Below are 17,820 nucleotides of genomic sequence, written 5' to 3' on the forward strand. Positions count from 1 at the left end.
CCCCTCTCCCCGCAGGCGGAAAGAAAGGAAGTCCTGCGTCACGTCCCTGCTCGGACAGTCCTGCCAGGGCCCGGTTCAGGGCACCGACGATGACCTCATTGCCTGTAGTGCTGGATCCGAGTCGTGCGCAGGCCGGCGAGGCCATGCTGCTCGATCGAGTACTGCCAGCTCAGGAATTCCTCGGTGGTCAGCGTGTAACGCTGGCACGCTTCCTCGAGGCTCAGGAGGCCGCCGCGGACCGCGGCCACCACTTCGGCCTTGCGCCGGATCACCCATCGGCGGGTATCGGTCGGGGGGAGGTCCGCGATGGTCAGCGGACTTCCGTCTGGCCCGATGACGTACTTCACCCTCGGGCGATGCGGTTCGGTCATGATACGCTCTACACTCGACTGACCTGTCGAGACCGACGCTAGGCACCCGCGCTTAAGATTGGTTGAATCATTTCCCTCGCATGTGATTCGTAATCCACAGCAATCCACCGAATCAGTTGCCGCCGGTTCCACCGATCGCCTCGACGCTGCTCAGGGCCACGGTGCGGTCGCCGATGGTCAGGACCGGTTCGGCGCCGGTGACGTCGACGCTGGTGATCGCCCCGCTGATCTTGGTGTCGACGCTGACATTCGATCCGGTGGCGTCGAGGGCCTGGACCTTCAGGGTGTATTTCCCGTCCGCGGCGAGCTGCCCGGTCGAGCTGCGCCCGTCCCAGGTGAAGCTCTGGCTGCCGGCGGGAAGCGCCTTGGTCTGGGTGGCGACGACGTTGCCCTTGGCGTCGGTGATGGTCATCACCGCCTTGGCGGCGGCCCGGGCGGGGGTGAGCGTCCAGGTCGCAGCGCCCTCGGCGAGCGTGGTCGTGGCGCCGTCCGCCGTCACCGTCTTGCCGATCAGGCCCGAGGCGTTCGCCGCCGCGGAGGCCTTGCTGGCGGTGATCAGGCTGCCGAGCTGGTCGTTGGTCTTGAGCTGCTGCTCGACCGAGGCGAACTGCACCAGCTGCTGGGTGAACTGATTGGTGTCGAGGGGATCGAGCGGGTTCTGGTTCTGCAGCTGCGTCGTCAGCAGGGTCAGGAACTGGTTGAAGTTCCCGGCGATCGTGCTGGCGTCGCTTCCGGTCTTGGTGCCGGTGCTCGGGCTGGAGAGACTGGTCAGGCTGCTGATGCCGGCGGTCATCGGGGCCTCGCGGGTTCGGGGGTCATCGGGGATCGTCGCTAGATTCGAAGGTCGAGGCCGAGGCGCTGGCCGAGGCTGCGCAGCGGCGGCAGGGCTTGCGCCTCGGCCTCCGTCGCGCTGGACACGGCGCGGTCGGAGCCTTGCCGGTCGGAGCCTTGCCGGTCGGAGCCTTGCGGCCGGCCGGCCTGGTCGTGCTGCGGGTTCTGGCCGCTGCCGTCGCGCAGGGAGAAGGTGAGGCCGGCCTCGCCGGGATCGAGCCCGGCCTGGGAGAGCGCCTGCTGCAGGCTGCCGGCATCGCGCTGGAGCAGCGCCAGGGTCTCGGGCCGCTCCACCACGAGATGCGCCTTCACGGCGCCGTGCTGCCGGTCGATGTCGAGGCGGACGTCGATGCGCCCGAGCTCGTAGGGGTCGAGGCGGATCTCGAAGCGGTTGCTGCCTGCGAGCGCCCGCATCCCGATCGTGATCGGCACGGCGCTCAGGGGGGCCTGGACCGAGACCGGAGGGCGGGCCTCGGCCGGCACGGACGTCGCGGCCTCGGCACTCTTCATCTGCGGCGCCGGCGCCGAGGGGTCGGGCGCCGGAAGGCCGTCGGGCGCCGGAACCGCGCTGCCTTCGGTCGCGTCCTTCGGATCGCCCGCCCGGGCCGAGGCCTCGGCGACGAGCGCGGCGATCCGCGGATCGGCGCGCGTCGGCGCCGGCTGGATTGCGGCGCCGCCCGCCTCCTGATCGACCGGCACCGCGCCGGCCGCCGCGCCCGTGCCCGACGCCGGGGCCGTCGTGACCGGGGCCGCCGGGATCGTCGCGGCGCTGGCGTCCGGGGCGTCGGCGGGATCGCCCTCCATCTCGGGCTCGTCGTCGGGAGCGGTCTCGTCGGACGCGGCGGCGCGGGCCGCTTCGGCCTGCGCCGCCTCGGGCATCGCCGCGGGGAGCTTCGCACCGGTCGCGGCACCCGGCTTCGCCGCGGTGGCGATCCTCACCCTTTCATCCGCCGCGTCCCTGGCGACCTTGTCCTTGGCAATCTTGTCCTTGTCGGCCCTGTCCTTGGCGACCGCGTCCTTGCGGCGCGCGGTGGTCTCGGCCGCGTCGTCGGCGCGGTCGCGGCGGGACCGGGCCTCGGAGGCGGCGTCGGCCCGCCTCGCCTCGGCCTGCTTCGTCTCGAGGCGCCTCGGATCGGCCAGCGTCGTCGGCGACCCGGGCCGTGCCGGGGCATCGGTCTCCCGGTCGGGCAGGCGGGCAGTCCGCGCGGCCTCGCGATAATCCGGGCGAAACCGCTCCTGCGCGACGGCCCTTGCCGGCCGGACCGGCTCGCGCCCCGCCATCCGTCCCCCGTCACCCGCTCCGCTGATCTGCATCGGCGACCTCCTGGGTTCCGGCAGAGCAAGCCTCCTGCCAGCCGGGCAGGCGACACAAATTGTTGATCTGGCGAGATGATTTTTACGAGCCGGCCGGCCGTCCGGGGCCGTCCGGTCGAAATCTGCCGGGAGCCCGGCAAGAACTTCCCTGCGGGCCGCGCGTCGCCCCGCCCTGGCAGAATGCCGGTCGGATCGCTATAGACTCCGCGAGCGGTGCCGGAGGTCGGCCTCCGGGAGCCGCGCATGTCACGCCTCGCACGGTCATGAACTCGCTCGATCTGCACAAGGCCCCGGAGGACACACGCGTCGTAGTGGCGATGTCCGGGGGCGTCGATTCCTCGGTCGTCGCCGCGCTCCTGAAGCGCGACGGCTACGACGTGGTCGGGATCACGCTGCAGCTCTACGATCACGGCGCAGCCACCCATCGCCGCGGCGCCTGCTGCGCCGGCCAGGACATCCACGATGCCCGCCGCGCCGCGGAGACGATCGGCATCCCGCATTACGTGCTCGACTACGAGGACCGGTTCCGCGAGGCGGTGATCGACCGCTTCGCCGACAGCTACCTCCAGGGCGAGACGCCGATCCCCTGCGTCGAGTGCAACCGCTCGATCAAGTTCCGCGACCTGCTCACGACCGCCCAGGATCTCGGCGCCGACGTGCTGGCGACCGGCCACTACGTCGCGAGCCGGGCGCTGCCGGGCGGCGGCCGGGCGCTCCACCGCGCCCTCGATCCCGCCCGGGACCAGAGCTACTTCCTGTACGCCACCACGCCTCGGCAGCTCGACCTCCTGCGCTTTCCCCTGGGCGAGCGGCCGAAGGACGAGACCCGGGCGCTCGCCAAGGCGTTCGGCCTCTCGGTCGCCGACAAGCCCGACAGCCAGGACATCTGCTTCGTGCCGCAGGGGCGCTACCAGGACGTGATCGCGCGGCTGCGTCCCGACGCGGTACGCCCGGGCGAGATCGTCCATCTCGACGGGCGGCGGCTCGGCCGCCACGACGGCATCATCGGCTTCACGGTCGGCCAGCGCCGCGGCCTCAACGTGGCGGCGGGCGAGCCGCTCTACGTCGTGCGCCTCGAGCCCGGCGAAGCCCGGGTGGTGGTCGGCCCGCGCGAGGCGCTCGCCACCTCGGTCATCCGCCTCGCCGATCCGAACTGGCTCGGCGACGCACCCCTTTCGGCGTCCCGCAACCTGCCCGTCGCCGTGCGGGTGCGCTCGACCCGCGAGCCCCGCCCCGCCCACCTCACCTGGAACCCGGACACGGATTCCGTCGAGATCACGCTGGCGACCCCCGAGGACGGGGTGTCGCCGGGCCAGGCCTGCGTCATCTACGCGGATGACGGGCCCCGCGCGCGGGTCCTCGGCGGCGGCACCATCCGGCGGGTCGAGACCGAGCGCCTGGCGGCAGCCTGACCCGACCCCAGCCGATGCGATTTCCCGAAGATTTCCTCCGGAAATCGTATCACACCCTCGCGTGTTGCCACCCCGCGCGACGACTGACCTCGGAGACGATACGGACATGCTGAGCGAGCCGCGAGAGGCGGGGCCCACCACCGCCTTGATGCGCAAGGCCTATGCGCGGTGGGCGCCGGTCTACGACGTGGTCTACGACAAGCTCACCGAGCCGGCGGCGCGGGACGCGGTCGAGGCGGCACTGGTCGGCGGAAAACGGATCCTGGAGGCCGGCGTCGGCACCGGCCTGTCCCTCGGCTACTACCCGAAGGACGCCGAGGTCTACGGCGTCGACCTGTCCGAGGACATGCTGAAGCGGGCCAACCGCAAGGTGGCCCGCAAGGGCCTGTCCCACGTCAAGGGCCTCCAGGTCATGGATGTCTGCCGCCTCGGCTATGCTGACGCGAGCTTCGACGCGGTGGTGGCGCAGTTCCTCATCACCCTGGTGCCCGACCCGGAAGGCGCCCTCGACGAGTTCCTGCGGGTCCTCAAGCCCGGCGGCATGATCGTGCTCGCCAACCATTTCGGCCAGGATGCCGGCACGGTCGCCCGGGTCGAGGAGATCGTGGCGCCGCTCTGCGAGAAGATCGGCTGGAGCTCGGCCTTCAAGGCCGCCCGGATCGAGGCCTGGGCGAAATGGCGGGGCGTGACCTTCATCGGCGTGCGGCCGACCTTCCCGGGCGGGTTCTTCAAGATCCTGCGCATGCAGAAGCCCGGGTGAGCGCGCTGACCCGGCCTCACGAGCCCGCGCCGGACGAGACCACCCCCCCGCCGGAGACGGGCCCCGAGGCCGTGGCGATTCCGGCCTGGCGGAGCTGGCTGCGGGTGCTGCCGCTCGTCGCCCTGGTGGCCCTGTCCATCGGCCTCCTCGTCGGCGGCATCACCCGCTGGTTCAGCGTCGACCAGCTCCTCGCCTCGCGGGCCACGGCCAAGGCCTGGGTGGCGGAGGGGTTCTGGCGCGCCTATGCGTGCGCCTACCTCGCCTATGTCGGCACCGTGATCGTGTCGCTGCCGGTCTCGGTGGTGATGACGACCCTGTGCGGCTTCCTGTTCGGGCCGGTCGCCGGCGCGCTGGTGTCGATCGGCGCCGCCACGACCGGCGCCGTCGCGGTGTTCTCGATCGGCCGCACGGCGGCGGGCGAGGTGCTGCTGCGGCGCGCCGGCTCGCGGCTTAACCGCCTCGCCGACGGGTTTCGCCGCGACGCCTTCTCCTACGTGATGGTGCTGCGGCTGCTGCCGGTCTTCCCGTTCTGGATGACCAACCTGGCGCCGGCGATCTTCGGCGTTCGGCTGCGCACCTTCGCGGTCGCCACGCTGATCGGCATCAGCCCCGGCGCGTTCATCTACGCCTCGGCGGGCGCCGGCGTGGAGACCATCGTGGCGGCCCATCAGGCGGCCAAGGAGGCATGCCTGGTCGCCGGCGGAATCGCCTGCGACGCCGCCTTGTCGCTGCGCAGCCTCGTCACGCCGCAACTCGTCGCCACCCTGCTCGGCCTCGGCGTCCTGGCCCTGCTGCCGGTCGCCTGGCGGCGCTGGCGCGGCCATCCCGGCTGATTCCCGGAATCGCACCGAAAAATCACGCGCGATTCCTTGGCTAACGACTGGATTTTCGGCAATCTGGGAATAGCTTCCGATCGCTCCGGCGCGCAGGTCAAGGGCGAGCGGACGTGTTAGAGTCCGATCCGCCTGCGGATGGGCGATCGGGCAGCGAGGACGTCGAGACCGTGCATTGGGCCGATGACGCGGCGAGCCAGGGTGGCATCCGGCGTCTGGCCGGCCGGATCGGCCTGTCCGGCCGCCTGCTGCTGCTCACGGTGGTCTTCGTCCTCATCGCCGAGGTGCTGATCTACGTGCCGAGCGTCGCGAGCTACCGGCGCTCGTGGCTCTCCGACCGGGTCGCCGCCGCCCAGGTCGCCGCCCTCGTCCTCGACGCCGCGCCCCAGCAACGGGTCTCGGACGACCTCGCCCGCCGGCTGCTGATGGGGGTGGGGGCCCAGGCCATCGCCCTGAAGGCCGGGGGGGCGCGGCGCCTCCTCAACCTCACGCCGATGCCGCCGGAGGTGGGCGAGACCGTCGACCTGCGCGAGGCCGGCTGGGGCGAGAGCATCGGCGGCGCCTGGCGCACGCTGACGCGAGCCGATCCCCTGCCGCTGCGGGTGGTCGGCCACGGCATGGAGGGGGTCGACTTCGTCGAGCTGATCCTCGATCCCGCGCCTCTACGCCGGGCGATGATCGCCTTCTCGGGGAGAATCCTCGTCGCTTCGCTGGCGATCTCCGGCATCACCGCCGGCCTCGTCTTCCTGGTGCTGCAACTGTCGATCGTGCGGCCGGTGCGGCGGCTCGCGCGCAACATCGCGACCTTCGCGGAGGATCCGGAGGACCTGTCCCGGCGGATCAGCCCGTCCTGGCGCAGCGACGAGATCGGTGCCGCCGAGACGGCGCTCGCCCGCATGGAGACCATCCTGTCGGACGAGCTGCGCCAGAAGCGGCGCCTGGCCGATCTCGGCCTCTCGGTGAGCAAGATCAACCACGAGCTGAGGAACCTGCTGACCACCGCCCAGCTCCTCGTCGACCGGCTCGAGCATGTCGCCGATCCGGGGGTGCAGCGGGTCGCGCCCCGCCTCGTCGCGACGCTCGGCCGGGCGATCCGCTACTGCGAGGGCACGCTCGCCTATGGCCGCGCCGCCGAGCCGCCGGCGGAGCGCCGGATGACGCCGCTGCGGCCGATCCTGCGCGACGCCCTCGACCTCGCCGGGCTGGCGCCGGGCGCCGCCGTCACCATCGAGGACCGCACGCCGGAGGGCCTGGCCGTCGACGCCGATCCGGGCCAGCTGTCGCGGGTGCTGGTCAACCTGGTGCGCAACGCCGTCCAGGCGATCGGGCTGGCCGGCGCGAGCGACGGTTCCCCCATCGTGGCGATCGAGGCCGAGCGCATCGGCGCCGCCGTCACGATCCTCGTCTCCGACAACGGCCCCGGCCTGCCGGAGCGGGCCCGAACCCATCTGTTCGAGGCCTTCCAGGGCGCCGGCCGCTCCGGCGGCACGGGCCTCGGCCTCGCGATCGCGGCCGAGCTTGTGCGGCTCAACGGGGGAACGTTGAGCCTCGACGAGACCCGGACCGGCGCGCGCTTCCGCATCGTCCTGCCCGACCGCGAGGGCTGAGGGACCGGGTGGTCGCGAAGAGCTGGTGGCCGAGAGCCTGTTGCCAACCCGCGCGCCGGCGCTCCATCGTCCCGTCATGTCCCTGCGCGTCCCCCTCTCCGCCGTGCGCTCCTTCGAGGCGGCAGCGCGTCGCCGCTCCTTCAAGGACGCGGCGGCGGAGCTGAACCTCACCGCGAGCGCCGTCAGCCACGCCATCCGCAAGATGGAGGCGTCGCTCGGCGTCACCCTGTTCGAACGCCAGGGCCAGGGCGTGGTGCCGACCGCCGCCGGCGAGGCGCTCCTGGAGCATGTGAGCCGCGCCTTCGACGAGTTGCATCGCGGCCTCGACCTCGTGGCGGCGCGCGGCCCGCAGCTGCTGCGCCTGCACTGCGCGCCGAGCCTCGCGGCGCAGTGGCTGACGCCGCGCCTCGCCCGGTTCCTCGCCGCCCATCCGGGCTTCGAGGTGCGGTTGGCCGCCGGCATGGACTATGCCCGCTTCGTCAGCGACGAGTTCGACGCCGACCTCGTCTACGGCCCGCCCCGGGGCGAGGGGCTCGTGGCGGTGCCGCTCTGCGCCGAGACGGTGATGCCGCTCTGCGACCCCGAGCGCGCCGCCCGCATCCGCCGCCCCGAAGACCTCCTCGACCAGGTGCTGATCCAGAGCGACAACAAGCAGGTGCGCTGGCCGCTCTGGTTCGCCCGCAACGGCCTGCCGTCGCCCCGCCCCCTCGGGGTGCGCTTCGACCGCAGCTTCCTGGCCATCGCCGCCGCCGCCGACGGGCTCGGGGTGGCGCTCGAATCCACCCTGCTGGCGGAGCGCGAGATCGCCAGCGGCCGTCTCGTCGCGCCGCTCCGCGGGCTGGCGCAGGACATCACCTACGTCGGCCATCACCTCGTCTACCCGGCGACCACACGGCGGCGGGCACCGCTGCGGGTCTTCGCCCGCTGGCTGGCACAGGAGATGAATCTCGTGCTGCCGGAGGATCTGGCGTGAGACGGCGGTTGGGACGAGGCGTGGGATGCGCTACGCGCCCGCATGGACCGCCTGGCTGAGATCGGCCGCGAAGCGGCCGGCATTCGACATGCCCTCGAGGGCCGTATTGGTGAGCGCCACGACGCTCGTCCGACGGTGCGGATCGACGAACCAGCTGTGACCATAGGCGCCGCCCCAGCGCCACGTCCCGCACAGACCCGTCAGGCGCCGCGGGGCCGTCTGCGGGTCAGCCAGCCGCTTATCGGCATGTTGATGATGCCCGCCATCATGGGATTCATGCGGGCCTATCCGGAGATCCCACTCGATCTGGATTTCACCGATCGGCTGGTCGCCGTGATCGACGAAGGCTTCGACGCCGTGATCCGCACCGGCGAGGCCCGCGACAGCCGCCTGATGATGCGCCGTGCCGGCCGCTTCACCCACCGCATCGTCGACTCACCCGATTGTCTCGCCGCGCGTGGGACCCCGGCGACGCCGGCCGACCTCCTCGGTCATGCCTGTCATCACCACAAATATCCCTCGACCGGTCGCCTGGAGCGGTGGCCGCTGATCCTGGACGGGCGGGATATCGACCTGAACCTCCCGGTGGCCTCGGTCGCCAGCACCCTGGAGCCGCAGATCTGCCTCGCCGAGGAAGGTTTCGGGCTGGTCTGCCTGCCGCATTTCGCGGTCCGAGCCCAGCTGCGGCGGGGATCGCCGGTCAGCGTGCTGGACGAGCACCTGCGTGAATCGGGCGCCTTCCACATGCTCTGGCCCGCAAGCCGACATCCCTCCCCCGAGGTGGCGGCCTTCGTGTCGTTCATGGCGGGGCATCTGTTGCGCGAGCCGCAGGCCATGCCGTGCCGAGGGACGGCGACGGTTGACGATCAGCGGCGATCCTGAGGCGAAGAGCGGAGACCGGCCCGACCGTGCCGACGGAAATCGCGGGGCGCTGCGTCAGCCACAGGTCCGAGGACAGCCCGACCACGCCGGAAAGCGGCCCGAAGGACCGCCACAACTGTACACCGTGATATGAGAAAACTGGAGCGGGCGAAGGGATTCGAACCCTCGACCCCAACCTTGGCAAGGTTGTGCTCTACCCCTGAGCTACACCCGCTCACATTGTCAGGCCTTGCGAACTTGGAGCGGGCGAAGGGATTCGAACCCTCGACCCCAACCTTGGCAAGGTTGTGCTCTACCCCTGAGCTACACCCGCTCAAACTCGTTCGGCCTTGGCGGAAAAACTGGAGCGGGCGAAGGGATTCGAACCCTCGACCCCAACCTTGGCAAGGTTGTGCTCTACCCCTGAGCTACACCCGCTCGCTGTTTTCCGTCGGCGTCACCGTGGCGGCGCCGATGAGCGGCATAAACACCATTCCGCCGGGGAGCGCAAGAGGTTGCGGAGCCGGCTTTCTGGCTTCCCTACCAGGTGGCGGCAGGAGGGGTGCCGTCGCGGATCTCGGCGAGGCGCGCGCGGGTCGCCGGGGTGGTCTCCGGCGGCAGGGAATCGAGGGAAAAGAAGGCGGCTGCGGCGATCTCGCGGTCGGGCGTCTTCGGTACCGGCACCGTGAAGGCGCGGGCGACGTAGAGCGCGACGTGGTCGCGCTTCGAGGCGCGGTCGTTGAAGTAGAAGCCGTGCAGGGAAGGCATCGCGCCCGGATCGAGGACGATCCCGGTCTCCTCGCGGAACTCCCGGGTGATGGCCTCGAGCGCCGTCTCGCCCGGCTCGACGCCGCCGCCCGGCAGGTGCCAGCCGTCGATGTAGGTGTGGCGCACGAGGCAGACCCGGTTCTCCGGATCGATCCCCGCCCCGCGCACCCCCAGGGTCATGCCGCGGGTGAAGCGCCAGACGAGGTGGGCGCCCCGCATCAGCAGGGCCTGTCGGCGCGTCATCCCGCGTCCTCCCTCAAACGACGGTCAGGCGGATCTCGCCGACGCCCTCGATCGACCCGACCATGGTCTGGCCGCGTGTGACCGCGCCGACGCCCTCCGGCGTGCCGGCGAAGATCACGTCGCCGGGCTCCAGGACGAAGTAGGTCGACAGATAGGCGATCTGCTCGGCCACCGACCAGATCATGTCCGAAAGGTCGCCCTTCTGGCGCAGGGCGCCGTCCACCGACAGGGTGATCGCACCCTTGTCCGGGTGGCCGATGACGGAGGCCGGCTTCAGGGTCCCGACCGGGCCCGACAGGTCCGCGGCCTTGCCGAGCTCCCAGGGCCGACGCAAGGCCTTGGCCTCGTCCTGCACGTCGCGGCGGGTCATGTCGAGGCCGACGGCGTAGCCGTAGACGTGGTCGAGGGCTTCCGCGACCGGGATGTCGCGCCCGCCCTTGGCCAGGGCCACCACCAGCTCGACCTCGTGGTGGTAGTTCGCGGTCTTCGGCGGGTAGGGATGCTCCACCGCCGCGCCGTCCGGCACCACCTGCAGGGCGTCGGCGGGTTTCATGAAGAAGAACGGCGGCTCGCGGGTTGGGTCGGCCCCCATCTCCCGGGCATGGGCGGCGAAGTTGCGCCCGACACAGTAGACCCGGCGCACCGGAAACAGGTCGTCGGTGCCATGGATCGGGAGCGCGGTGCGCGGCGGGTTCGGGATCACGGAGAGCATGGAGCTGCTGTCTCGGGCGAGGTTTCGCGAAGGGCCGCGCATCTTGGAAAAAGGGCCGGCCGACCGCTATCTAGAGGGCGGTTCCGCGGCGCGCCATCCCGCCTTGCCGCAACCCCCTCCTTCGCCAACGATTCTCCCCGGCCGCCTCCGTGACTCACAGCCCGACCCAAAGCCTGCTCGACACGATCGCGGCCCGCCTCGGGGCCGCGCACGTCCTCACCGAGGCGACCGACATCGCCCCGCACCTCGCTGAGACCCGCGGCCTCTACCGCGGGACGGCCCTCGCGGTCGTGCGGCCGCGCGACACGGAGGAGGTCGCCTTCGTGGTCGGGACTTGCGCCGCGGCGCGGGTGCCGGTGGTGGCCCATGGCGGCAATACCGGGCTCGTCGGCGGCGGCGTGCCGTTCGGGGGCGTGGTGATCTCGCTCGCCCGCCTCGACCGGGTGCGGGCGGTCGATCCGCTCGATGCCACCATCACGGTCGAGGCCGGCTGCGTGCTCGCCAACGTCCAACAGGCGGCGGAGGCCGCCGGCCTCCTGTTCCCGCTCTCGCTGGCCTCCGAGGGCTCGTGCCGCATCGGCGGCAACCTCGCCACCAATGCGGGCGGCACGGCCGTGCTCGCCTACGGCAATGCCCGCGAGCTGACGCTGGGCCTCGAGGTGGTGCTGGCCGACGGGCAGGTCTGGAACGGCCTTCGCGCGCTGCGCAAGGACAATTCCGGCTACGACCTGAAGAACCTCTTCGTCGGCTCGGAAGGAACGCTCGGCATCATCACCGCAGCGGTGCTGCGGCTGCACCCGAAGCCGGTCTCGAAGGCGACCGCGTTCCTCGGCCTTCCTTCCGCCCGCGCGGCCCTCGACGCCTTCGGGCGCCTGCGCGACCGGCTCGGGCCCCGGCTCACCGCTTTCGAATACGTGCCGCGCTTCCCCCTGGAGGTCGTCCTGCGCCACCTGCCCGGCGCGGTGCGGCCGCTCGCCGGGGATCACCACTCTTACGCCCTCGTCGAGATCTCCTCGCCGGCGCCCGACGCGGCCGAGGAGCTGGAGGCGCGTCTCGGCGACCTGATCGAGGCCGGTCTCGCCGAGGACGCGGTCCTGGCCCAGAGCGAGGCGCAAGGCTCCGCCCTGTGGCGCCTGCGCGAGAGCCTGTCGGAGATGCAGGGTTTTGAGGGCGGCTCGATCAAGCACGACGTCTCGGTGCCGGTCTCCCGGGTGGCGGAGTTCTTGGAACGGGCCAGTGCCGCCTGCGAGGCGGCCCTGCCGGGAGTGCGGGTCTGCGCCTTCGGGCATTTCGGCGACGGCAACATCCACTTCAACCTGACCCAGCCGGTCGGGGCCGAGAAGGCGGCCTTTCTCGCCGAATGGCCGCGCTTCAACCGCATCGTCCACGACATCGTGCACGCGATGGACGGCTCGATCGCCGCCGAGCACGGGGTCGGGCTGATCAAGCGCGACGAGCTGCCCCGCTACAAGGACCCGGTCGCCCTCGACCTGATGCGCCGCCTCAAGGGCGCCCTCGACCCGCTGGGGATCCTGAATCCCGGCAAGGTGCTGACGCCGGAGGACGGGGGGCCGGAGGCATTTCCGGCCCAAGGAGTCGCGGGCAGAGCGGTCTTGGGCAAAGTCACGGCGGGGCCGCCGGGGACGGCGGCATGATCTCGCTGTTCCGCCAGGCGGCCCCGGCGCCGGCGGGCCTCACCGCGGCCACCCTGCTCGGCGCCTTCGAGAGCCTCGGCGACAATTGCGAGTTCGGCATCGCCCAGCGCTATGCCGGCGCCGATCCCCTCGGGCTGTTCCGCCTCTCCTCGGCGCCGATCGCCGACCTCACCCACGCGGTCGAGACGCGGTTCGCCCATTACGGCGGAGCGGACGACATCGAGGTCCGGATCGGCGCCGGCGGCTACCTGTTCTGCCACAGCCGCCGTTACGGCTTCGCCTATCACACCGGCGACACGGCGCCCCGCGTGAAGCCCGCCGACATCCTCGCGCGGGAGATCCGCCGGGTCGACTACCTCAAGGACCGGTTCCTCGCCGACCTCGCGGCGGGGGAAAAAATCCTCGTCCGCAAGGGACCGCCCGGGGAGAGCGAGGACGCGGTGCGCCGCCTCTTCGCGGCCCTGCGGGCGATCGGCCCGGTGACCTTGCTGCGGGTCTGCGCGGCGGGCGTGGTCCCGCCGGGGCGGGTCGTGTGGCGCGGCGAGGGCCTGATGCAGGGCGCGCTGCCCCATTTCGCCCCCTATGCCGCGGCGACCGATGCCGACCTTCCGGGCTGGCTCGCAGTCTGCGGGCAGGCCTACGCCCTGCGCCACAGCCTGGTCGAGCCCCCTGCCCTGGCGCCGGACGGCCCGCCGCTCTTCGAGGATCCCGGGACTACCCGCCACGCGCTCGACGCCGCCGCACCCGATCCGGGAGGGCTCGCCGTCTCCCGCCCGGTCACCGGCCTGCGGCCGAACCGCCTCCACGTCGTCACGGCCGAGATCCGCTTGGGCGAGGATTTTTCCGGGACGCGGGCCGCCGTCACCTTCGTCGATGCCGCGCCCCATGCCCGCCGGGAGGCGGATCTCACCCATCGCGGCACCTGGCAGACGGTCTACGGCGCCATCCGGACGCGCAAGCGCCAGAGCGAGGCGACGATCGGCCTGATGCTGGCGGGACCGGCCGGCACGGCGGTCGAGACGCGCGGCTGGCGCGTGACGGAGGGGTGCCTGCCGGGAGTGGGGTAAGGCATCGACGCGTCTCTGCTGCCGGAGACTGATTGATGAGGTCCAAACCCAATCAGCTTGATCGAGTGAAGGACTGTTCAGGGTGGGAGACGGGTTTTCTGAAGGAAAACGCCGCGCGGTTCCGTCCTATGGGCGACCTGGGCGCTGCAGAAGCACGGGCCCACTGCCTCGACTCCCGAGTTCATCCATCGGGTTGCGAAGTGGACACTCCGTCTGAGACAGGCAGCCGCAGCCGATGCAGCCGTCCAGGCGGTCACGCAGAAGGATCAGCCCATCGATGCGCGCTTGGAGCATGACCCGCCAGCCCCCGACCATCGCGCGTATCTCGGCTGCTGAGGGGCGCTTGCCCGGTGGAATCGGCTCGAGAAGCTCTGCGATCTCCGCGAGCGACACCCCAAAACCCTGTGCCACCCGGATGATCGCAACCCGGCGCAGGACGTCGCGCGAGAAGCGCCGCTGATTGCCGCCGCTGCGCGCTGCCGCGATCAACCCCTTCGCCTCGTAGAAATGGAGCGTCGAGACCGCCACGCCGCTGCGGCGCGCGACCTCGCCGACCGTAAGGAACTCGGGCTGCGCAGGGCGTCCAACCATCGATGCAGGCATGGCTTGACCTCAAGTTAGCTTGAGGTTTCATAAGGGACGTCGACTTGCAGGTGCAAGTTCCCCGGGCCGAGAGGCAGGGGCACTCCGGGGCCGACGCTTCCTCTGGTTCGGGCAGGCTCCGGCTCCGATGGAGCGGACGACATGAGCACGAGACCCATCCTTGCCCTGATCAGCGGCGCCAACCGCGGCATCGGCCTTGCCATCGCCACGGGTCTTGCCCGGCAGGGCGCGCATGTGCTTGTCGGATGCCGTGACCTCAGCAAGGGCGAGACGGCCTGCAAGGCCCTGCGGGCGGAGGGATTGCAGGTCCGCCCGGTCGAACTGGACACCACCTCGACAGCGAGTGTCACGCGTCTCGCCGAGCGGATCCAGCAGAGCTACGGCTATCTCGACTCCCTGGTGAACAATGCCGGCATCGGCGTGGATGACGATCCGACGCTTACCACCGCCGACCGCCTGCAACGGACCATGTCGGTCAACGTGCTCGGGCCGATCCTGCTTACCGACGCGATGGTGCCGTTGCTCGAAGCGTCGGGGCGCGGCCGCATCGTCAACGTCTCGTCCGAGCTGGCTTCCTTCGGCCTGCGCGCGGACCCGGACTGGGCCTTCGCCGACTTCGCCATGCCGATCTACCAAGCCTCGAAGGCCGCCCTGAACTCCCTGACGCTGAGCTACGCGCGGCAGCTCCGGGACAAGGGCATCAAGGTCAACTCGATCTGCCCTGGCTACACGGCGACGGAGGCGACGAACTACGCCGGAAACCGTACGCCGGATCAAGCGGCGGTCGTCGCAATCCGGTACGCGCTGCTCAACGGGGATGGACCGACCGGAACCTTCGCGAATGACCACGGCGAGTTGCCCTGGTGACCTCACCCGCTGCTCAAGCATTGCTCCCGCGGCTACCGAGGCGGCAAGCCAAATATCCGACCTTCGCCGGAGACGCAGCCCTCCTCGCGAGGTCAAGATTAATGGGGGTGTGAGCTCCGTCTCCGGAGATTTTGCACACTCCGCGTCATTCCGGGGCCGCCCAGCGGAGCCCGGAATGACGCGGAAGGTGAGAAGACGGTCAGAGAGAGACGGAGGGGGTGCTCAGAAATTCCCCTGGGACGGCTTCGTCACAGGGCATCCCGCAAGCTCTCTTGCAGATCCACCCGCCTCTCCCCCGCCAGATCCTCGCGGATTTCTTGCGTGAGCGCCTTCAGCTCCGGCGCCGCCCGGTCCCGCGGCTGGGCTGCCGCGATCCGGTGGGCGGCGACGATGCGGCCCGGGCTGCCGGCCAGCACCACGACCCGGTCGGCGAGGTAGACCGCCTCCTCGATGTCGTGGGTGACGAACAGGACGGTCTGGCCCGAGGCGCGGCAGAGCCGGACGAGCTCGTCCTGCAGCGTCTCGCTGGTGAGCGCGTCGAGGGCCGAGAACGGCTCGTCCATCAGGAGCACGTGCGGCTCGACCGCCAGGGCGCGGGCGAGCGACACCCGCTGGCGCTGGCCGCCGGAGAGCTGGAACGGCCAGCGCCCGGCGAGCGTCCCGAGGCCCACCCGGTCGAGGGCGGCTTGCGCCCGCCGGCGCCGCTCGGCCCGGGGCAGGCGCAGCTTCTCGAGCCCGAAGGCGACGTTGTCGAGGACCCGGCGCCAGGGCAGCAGGCGCGAATCCTGGAAGACCAGGGCGACCGCCCGGCGGCCGGGCTCCGGCTCGCTGACCGAGACGGTGCCGGCGCTGGGGCGCACCAGGTCGGCGATCACCCGCAGGAGCGTCGACTTGCCGACGCCGGAGGCGCCGACGATCGCCAGGAACTCGCCCGGCTCGATGTCGAGGTCGAGGCCGGAGAGCACCGTGGTGCGGGCGCCGTCGCGGGTGAAGGTGAGGGCGAGGCCCTGGATCGCGATCAGGCCCGCCATCGGAGCATCCAGCCTTGGAGGGCGGTGAAGGCGGCGTCGAACACGCCGTAGAGCAGCGCCATGGTGAGCATGTAGACGACCACGATGTCGGTCGCGAGCAGGGTCGAGGCCTGCATCATCCGCTGTCCGAGGCCCGCGACCCCAAAAATCTCGGCGGCCACCACCGCCATCCAGGCCTGCCCGATGGCGGTGCGCACGCCGACAAGGATGCCGGGCATCGCCGCCGGCCACACCACCGTGACCAGGCGCTCGGGGGCGGAGCGGAACCCGAAGGCGGCGGCGAGCTCGATCAGGTCGCGGTCGACGCCGCGGATCGCCCCGTGGCTGGCGAAATAGACGATCCAGAACACCCCGATCGCGACGATGAACAGGGCCGCCTGCGGGCTGACCCCGAACCAGATGATGGCGAAGGGCACCCAGGCGAGGCCCGGCACCGGCCGCAGCACCCGCACCACCCAGGCGGTCAGGCCTTCCGCCGTGCGCGACATCCCCGTGAGCGTGCCGGCAGCGATGCCGAGGCCGATGCCGAGGGCGAGGCCGACGAGGTAATGCCCGAGGCTGCCGCCGATGGCCGTCAGCCACTGGCCGGAGCGCAGCTCGCGCAGGAAGGCCTCCGGCAGGACCGAGGGCGGCGGCAGGAAGGCCGGGTTGACGAGGCTTAAGCCCGGCACGGCCTCCCAGAGGGCGAAGAAGGCGGCGAGCCCCACGAGCGGGAGCAGCAATGCCGCGGAGCGGGATCTCACGGGATGCGTCTCACAGTCGGGTTCTCACTTGCCCGCGACGGCGCGCTCGTAGAGGCGCGGCTCGAACAGCCCGTCGAGGGGCACCTCGCGGTCGAGCGCCCCGATCTTCACCTGGTAGCGCTGCATCGCCGCCGTCGCCTCGACGATGGTGCGGGGATCGGCGGAGAAGCGCGTCGCCGGCGAGGCCAGGGCCCGGCGGATGGTGGCCGTGTCGACGAGGCCCTTGCCCAGCGCGGCCTCGATCACCGGCGCGACGCGCTCCGGCTCGCGGCCGATCAGCGCGACCGCCCGCACGATGCCGGTCACGATCGCCTGGGCGACATCGGGCTCCTTGTCGAGGAGGGCGCGCGTCACGGCAACCACGGTGCCGGGCTGGCTCGGGAACATCTCGCCGCCCAGCGCCATCAGGCGGATCGCCGGGTTGCGGCCCGTCACGATCGAGACCGCGGGCTCACGCAGGATGCCGCCCTCGACCGCGCCGGCGAGCACCGCCTGCTGGGTCGCGTCGATCCCCATCGAGACGATCGTCACGTCCTTCGGGTCGACCTTCGCCACCTCCCAGAGCCAGTGCTGGAGGGTGGTGTTGGGCACCGAGCCGAGGGGCTGTGTGGCGAGCCGCGCCGGGGTACCGGCGGATTCGCGGTAGCGCTTGAAAGCCTCGGCCGGGGCGACCCCCTTCTCGGCGAAGCGGGCGAGCTTCGGGCCGGCGACGAACACGTTCTCCTCGACCGAGGTGGCGGCCACCACCGTCACGTCGATGCCCTTCGACCGGGCGACGCCGAGCGGCGCCACGCCGGCGACGTAGACGTCGAGGGTGCCCGAGGCGAGCGCCTGGATCATGTTGGGGCCCGACTCGAAGGTCGTGACGGCGAGCGACAGGCCCGCCTGCTTCAGCCAGCCCTCCTTCTCGGCGACGGTGATCGGCGCGGCGGCGAGGATCGGGATCACGCCGACCCGCAGCGGCGCGGCGCGGCCCTGCGCGAGAGCCGGCGTCACGCCTCCGAGGGCGGCACCGGCGGCAAGGACCGGGGCTGCCCCGAGGATGCTGCGTCGCGTGATGGTCATGGCCGGCCGTCTGTGGGGAAGAATCGCGTCCGCTTAGGGCATCCTCCTGCGGCCGTGCAAGAACGGCGCAGATATAAGAAAAATTATCCATTTATGAGATTTAA

General features: G+C 71.3%; 18 protein-coding genes and 3 tRNA genes. 9 read left to right on the plus strand and 12 right to left on the minus strand.

Going from position 1 to position 17,820, the window contains the following annotated elements:
- Positions 1-95 precede the first annotated feature (95 nt).
- From sciP to DA075_RS32320, 3 genes are all read right to left on the minus strand, one after another.
- Positions 96-371 (minus strand): CtrA inhibitor SciP, encoded by a 276-nt coding sequence (gene sciP / locus DA075_RS32310; protein WP_048443591.1) that lies wholly within the window; start codon positions 369-371, stop codon positions 96-98.
- 112 nt (positions 372-483) lie between these two features.
- Positions 484-1,164: a flagellar hook assembly protein FlgD gene (locus tag DA075_RS32315; protein WP_099957213.1), complete on the minus strand. Its 681-nt coding sequence runs from the start codon at positions 1,162-1,164 to the stop codon at positions 484-486.
- A 38-nt stretch (positions 1,165-1,202) separates the two neighbouring features.
- Complete coding sequence (locus tag DA075_RS32320; protein WP_210207092.1) at positions 1,203-2,516, minus strand: flagellar hook-length control protein FliK; 1,314 nt, start codon at positions 2,514-2,516, stop codon at positions 1,203-1,205.
- A 263-nt stretch (positions 2,517-2,779) separates the two neighbouring features.
- Between DA075_RS32320 and mnmA the strand changes: the two genes are divergently transcribed.
- The 6 genes from mnmA (at position 2,780) to DA075_RS32355 (ending at position 8,983) form a co-directional block, all read left to right on the plus strand.
- A complete protein-coding gene (gene mnmA, locus DA075_RS32325) occupies positions 2,780-3,928 on the plus strand; it encodes a tRNA 2-thiouridine(34) synthase MnmA (RefSeq protein ID WP_099957214.1) in 1,149 nt (382 codons plus the stop codon).
- A 106-nt stretch (positions 3,929-4,034) separates the two neighbouring features.
- Positions 4,035-4,688 carry a class I SAM-dependent methyltransferase gene (locus DA075_RS32330; protein ID WP_099957215.1) on the plus strand — a complete coding sequence of 218 codons (654 nt, stop codon included), beginning with the start codon at positions 4,035-4,037 and terminating at the stop codon, positions 4,686-4,688.
- Positions 4,685-5,521 carry a TVP38/TMEM64 family protein gene (locus tag DA075_RS32335; protein ID WP_232388993.1) on the plus strand — a complete coding sequence of 279 codons (837 nt, stop codon included), beginning with the start codon at positions 4,685-4,687 and terminating at the stop codon, positions 5,519-5,521. The genes DA075_RS32330 and DA075_RS32335 overlap by 4 nt, the downstream gene beginning before the upstream one ends.
- Positions 5,522-5,691: 170 nt before the next feature.
- Complete coding sequence (locus DA075_RS32340) at positions 5,692-7,128, plus strand: sensor histidine kinase (protein ID WP_099957216.1); 1,437 nt, start codon at positions 5,692-5,694, stop codon at positions 7,126-7,128.
- Between the two features lie 76 nt (positions 7,129-7,204).
- A complete protein-coding gene (locus DA075_RS32345) occupies positions 7,205-8,101 on the plus strand; it encodes a LysR substrate-binding domain-containing protein (RefSeq protein WP_099957580.1) in 897 nt (298 codons plus the stop codon).
- A gap of 42 nt (positions 8,102-8,143) precedes the next feature.
- Positions 8,144-8,983 (plus strand): LysR substrate-binding domain-containing protein, encoded by an 840-nt coding sequence (locus tag DA075_RS32355; RefSeq protein WP_244936650.1) that lies wholly within the window; start codon positions 8,144-8,146, stop codon positions 8,981-8,983.
- 139 nt (positions 8,984-9,122) lie between these two features.
- Here DA075_RS32355 and DA075_RS32360 read toward each other — a convergent pair.
- From DA075_RS32360 to DA075_RS32380, 5 genes are all read right to left on the minus strand, one after another.
- A tRNA-Gly gene (locus tag DA075_RS32360) sits at positions 9,123-9,197 on the minus strand.
- A 24-nt stretch (positions 9,198-9,221) separates the two neighbouring features.
- Positions 9,222-9,296: transfer RNA gene (locus DA075_RS32365), tRNA-Gly, on the minus strand.
- A gap of 29 nt (positions 9,297-9,325) precedes the next feature.
- Positions 9,326-9,400: transfer RNA gene (locus tag DA075_RS32370), tRNA-Gly, on the minus strand.
- A 102-nt stretch (positions 9,401-9,502) separates the two neighbouring features.
- Positions 9,503-9,973 (minus strand): NUDIX domain-containing protein, encoded by a 471-nt coding sequence (locus DA075_RS32375; protein ID WP_099957218.1) that lies wholly within the window; start codon positions 9,971-9,973, stop codon positions 9,503-9,505.
- A 13-nt stretch (positions 9,974-9,986) separates the two neighbouring features.
- The gene (locus tag DA075_RS32380) at positions 9,987-10,685 is read right to left on the minus strand and encodes a fumarylacetoacetate hydrolase family protein (RefSeq protein ID WP_099957219.1); all 699 of its coding nucleotides are present in this window, start codon (positions 10,683-10,685) and stop codon (positions 9,987-9,989) included.
- A 149-nt stretch (positions 10,686-10,834) separates the two neighbouring features.
- Between DA075_RS32380 and DA075_RS32385 the strand changes: the two genes are divergently transcribed.
- Together DA075_RS32385 and DA075_RS32390 are read left to right on the plus strand one after the other, a co-directional pair.
- Positions 10,835-12,340: an FAD-binding oxidoreductase gene (locus tag DA075_RS32385; RefSeq protein ID WP_099957220.1), complete on the plus strand. Its 1,506-nt coding sequence runs from the start codon at positions 10,835-10,837 to the stop codon at positions 12,338-12,340.
- Positions 12,337-13,407 (plus strand): hypothetical protein, encoded by a 1,071-nt coding sequence (locus DA075_RS32390; protein ID WP_099957221.1) that lies wholly within the window; start codon positions 12,337-12,339, stop codon positions 13,405-13,407. Before DA075_RS32385 ends, DA075_RS32390 begins: the two co-directional genes overlap by 4 nt.
- 126 nt (positions 13,408-13,533) lie before the next feature.
- Here the strand turns inward: DA075_RS32390 and soxR are convergent, their stop codons facing one another.
- The gene (gene soxR, locus DA075_RS32395) at positions 13,534-14,010 is read right to left on the minus strand and encodes a redox-sensitive transcriptional activator SoxR (RefSeq protein WP_276330942.1); all 477 of its coding nucleotides are present in this window, start codon (positions 14,008-14,010) and stop codon (positions 13,534-13,536) included.
- A 141-nt stretch (positions 14,011-14,151) separates the two neighbouring features.
- Between soxR and DA075_RS32400 the strand changes: the two genes are divergently transcribed.
- Positions 14,152-14,877, plus strand: coding sequence for an SDR family oxidoreductase (locus DA075_RS32400; RefSeq protein ID WP_099957223.1), 726 nt, complete (start codon positions 14,152-14,154; stop codon positions 14,875-14,877).
- Positions 14,878-15,125: 248 nt separating this feature from the next.
- Here the strand turns inward: DA075_RS32400 and DA075_RS32405 are convergent, their stop codons facing one another.
- From DA075_RS32405 to DA075_RS32415, 3 genes are read right to left on the minus strand one after another with little or no spacing between them, the layout of a single operon-like run.
- On the minus strand, positions 15,126-15,908 hold the full coding sequence (locus tag DA075_RS32405; protein ID WP_099957224.1) for an ABC transporter ATP-binding protein: 783 nt from the start codon (positions 15,906-15,908) through the stop codon (positions 15,126-15,128).
- A complete protein-coding gene (locus tag DA075_RS32410; protein ID WP_099957225.1) occupies positions 15,896-16,651 on the minus strand; it encodes an ABC transporter permease in 756 nt (251 codons plus the stop codon). Before DA075_RS32410 ends, DA075_RS32405 begins: the two co-directional genes overlap by 13 nt.
- Before the next feature lie 24 nt (positions 16,652-16,675).
- Positions 16,676-17,716, minus strand: a complete 1,041-nt coding sequence (locus DA075_RS32415) for an ABC transporter substrate-binding protein (protein WP_099957226.1) — start codon at positions 17,714-17,716, stop codon at positions 16,676-16,678.
- Positions 17,717-17,820 lie beyond the last annotated feature (104 nt).

This window comes from Methylobacterium currus, from assembly GCF_003058325.1.
Taxonomy (GTDB): Bacteria; Pseudomonadota; Alphaproteobacteria; order Rhizobiales; family Beijerinckiaceae; genus Methylobacterium; species Methylobacterium currus.

Bases quoted from the DNA above. Each gene is read 5' to 3' on its own strand.
- DA075_RS32355 (WP_244936650.1), top strand. From the start codon at position 8,144: ATGGACCGCCTGGCTGAGATCGGCCGCGAAGCGGCCGGCATTCGACAT.
- DA075_RS32380 (WP_099957219.1), bottom strand. From the start codon at position 10,685: ATGCTCTCCGTGATCCCGAACCCGCCGCGCACCGCGCTCCCGATCCAT.
- soxR (WP_276330942.1), bottom strand. From the start codon at position 14,010: ATGCCTGCATCGATGGTTGGACGCCCTGCGCAGCCCGAGTTCCTTACG.
- DA075_RS32330 (WP_099957215.1), top strand. From the start codon at position 4,035: ATGCTGAGCGAGCCGCGAGAGGCGGGGCCCACCACCGCCTTGATGCGC.
- DA075_RS32405 (WP_099957224.1), bottom strand. From the start codon at position 15,908: ATGGCGGGCCTGATCGCGATCCAGGGCCTCGCCCTCACCTTCACCCGC.
- DA075_RS32415 (WP_099957226.1), bottom strand. From the start codon at position 17,716: ATGACCATCACGCGACGCAGCATCCTCGGGGCAGCCCCGGTCCTTGCC.
- DA075_RS32345 (WP_099957580.1), top strand. From the start codon at position 7,205: ATGTCCCTGCGCGTCCCCCTCTCCGCCGTGCGCTCCTTCGAGGCGGCA.
- mnmA (WP_099957214.1), top strand. From the start codon at position 2,780: ATGAACTCGCTCGATCTGCACAAGGCCCCGGAGGACACACGCGTCGTA.
- DA075_RS32320 (WP_210207092.1), bottom strand. From the start codon at position 2,516: ATGCAGATCAGCGGAGCGGGTGACGGGGGACGGATGGCGGGGCGCGAG.
- DA075_RS32400 (WP_099957223.1), top strand. From the start codon at position 14,152: ATGAGCACGAGACCCATCCTTGCCCTGATCAGCGGCGCCAACCGCGGC.
- DA075_RS32315 (WP_099957213.1), bottom strand. From the start codon at position 1,164: ATGACCGCCGGCATCAGCAGCCTGACCAGTCTCTCCAGCCCGAGCACC.
- DA075_RS32390 (WP_099957221.1), top strand. From the start codon at position 12,337: ATGATCTCGCTGTTCCGCCAGGCGGCCCCGGCGCCGGCGGGCCTCACC.
- sciP (WP_048443591.1), bottom strand. From the start codon at position 371: ATGACCGAACCGCATCGCCCGAGGGTGAAGTACGTCATCGGGCCAGAC.
- DA075_RS32375 (WP_099957218.1), bottom strand. From the start codon at position 9,973: ATGACGCGCCGACAGGCCCTGCTGATGCGGGGCGCCCACCTCGTCTGG.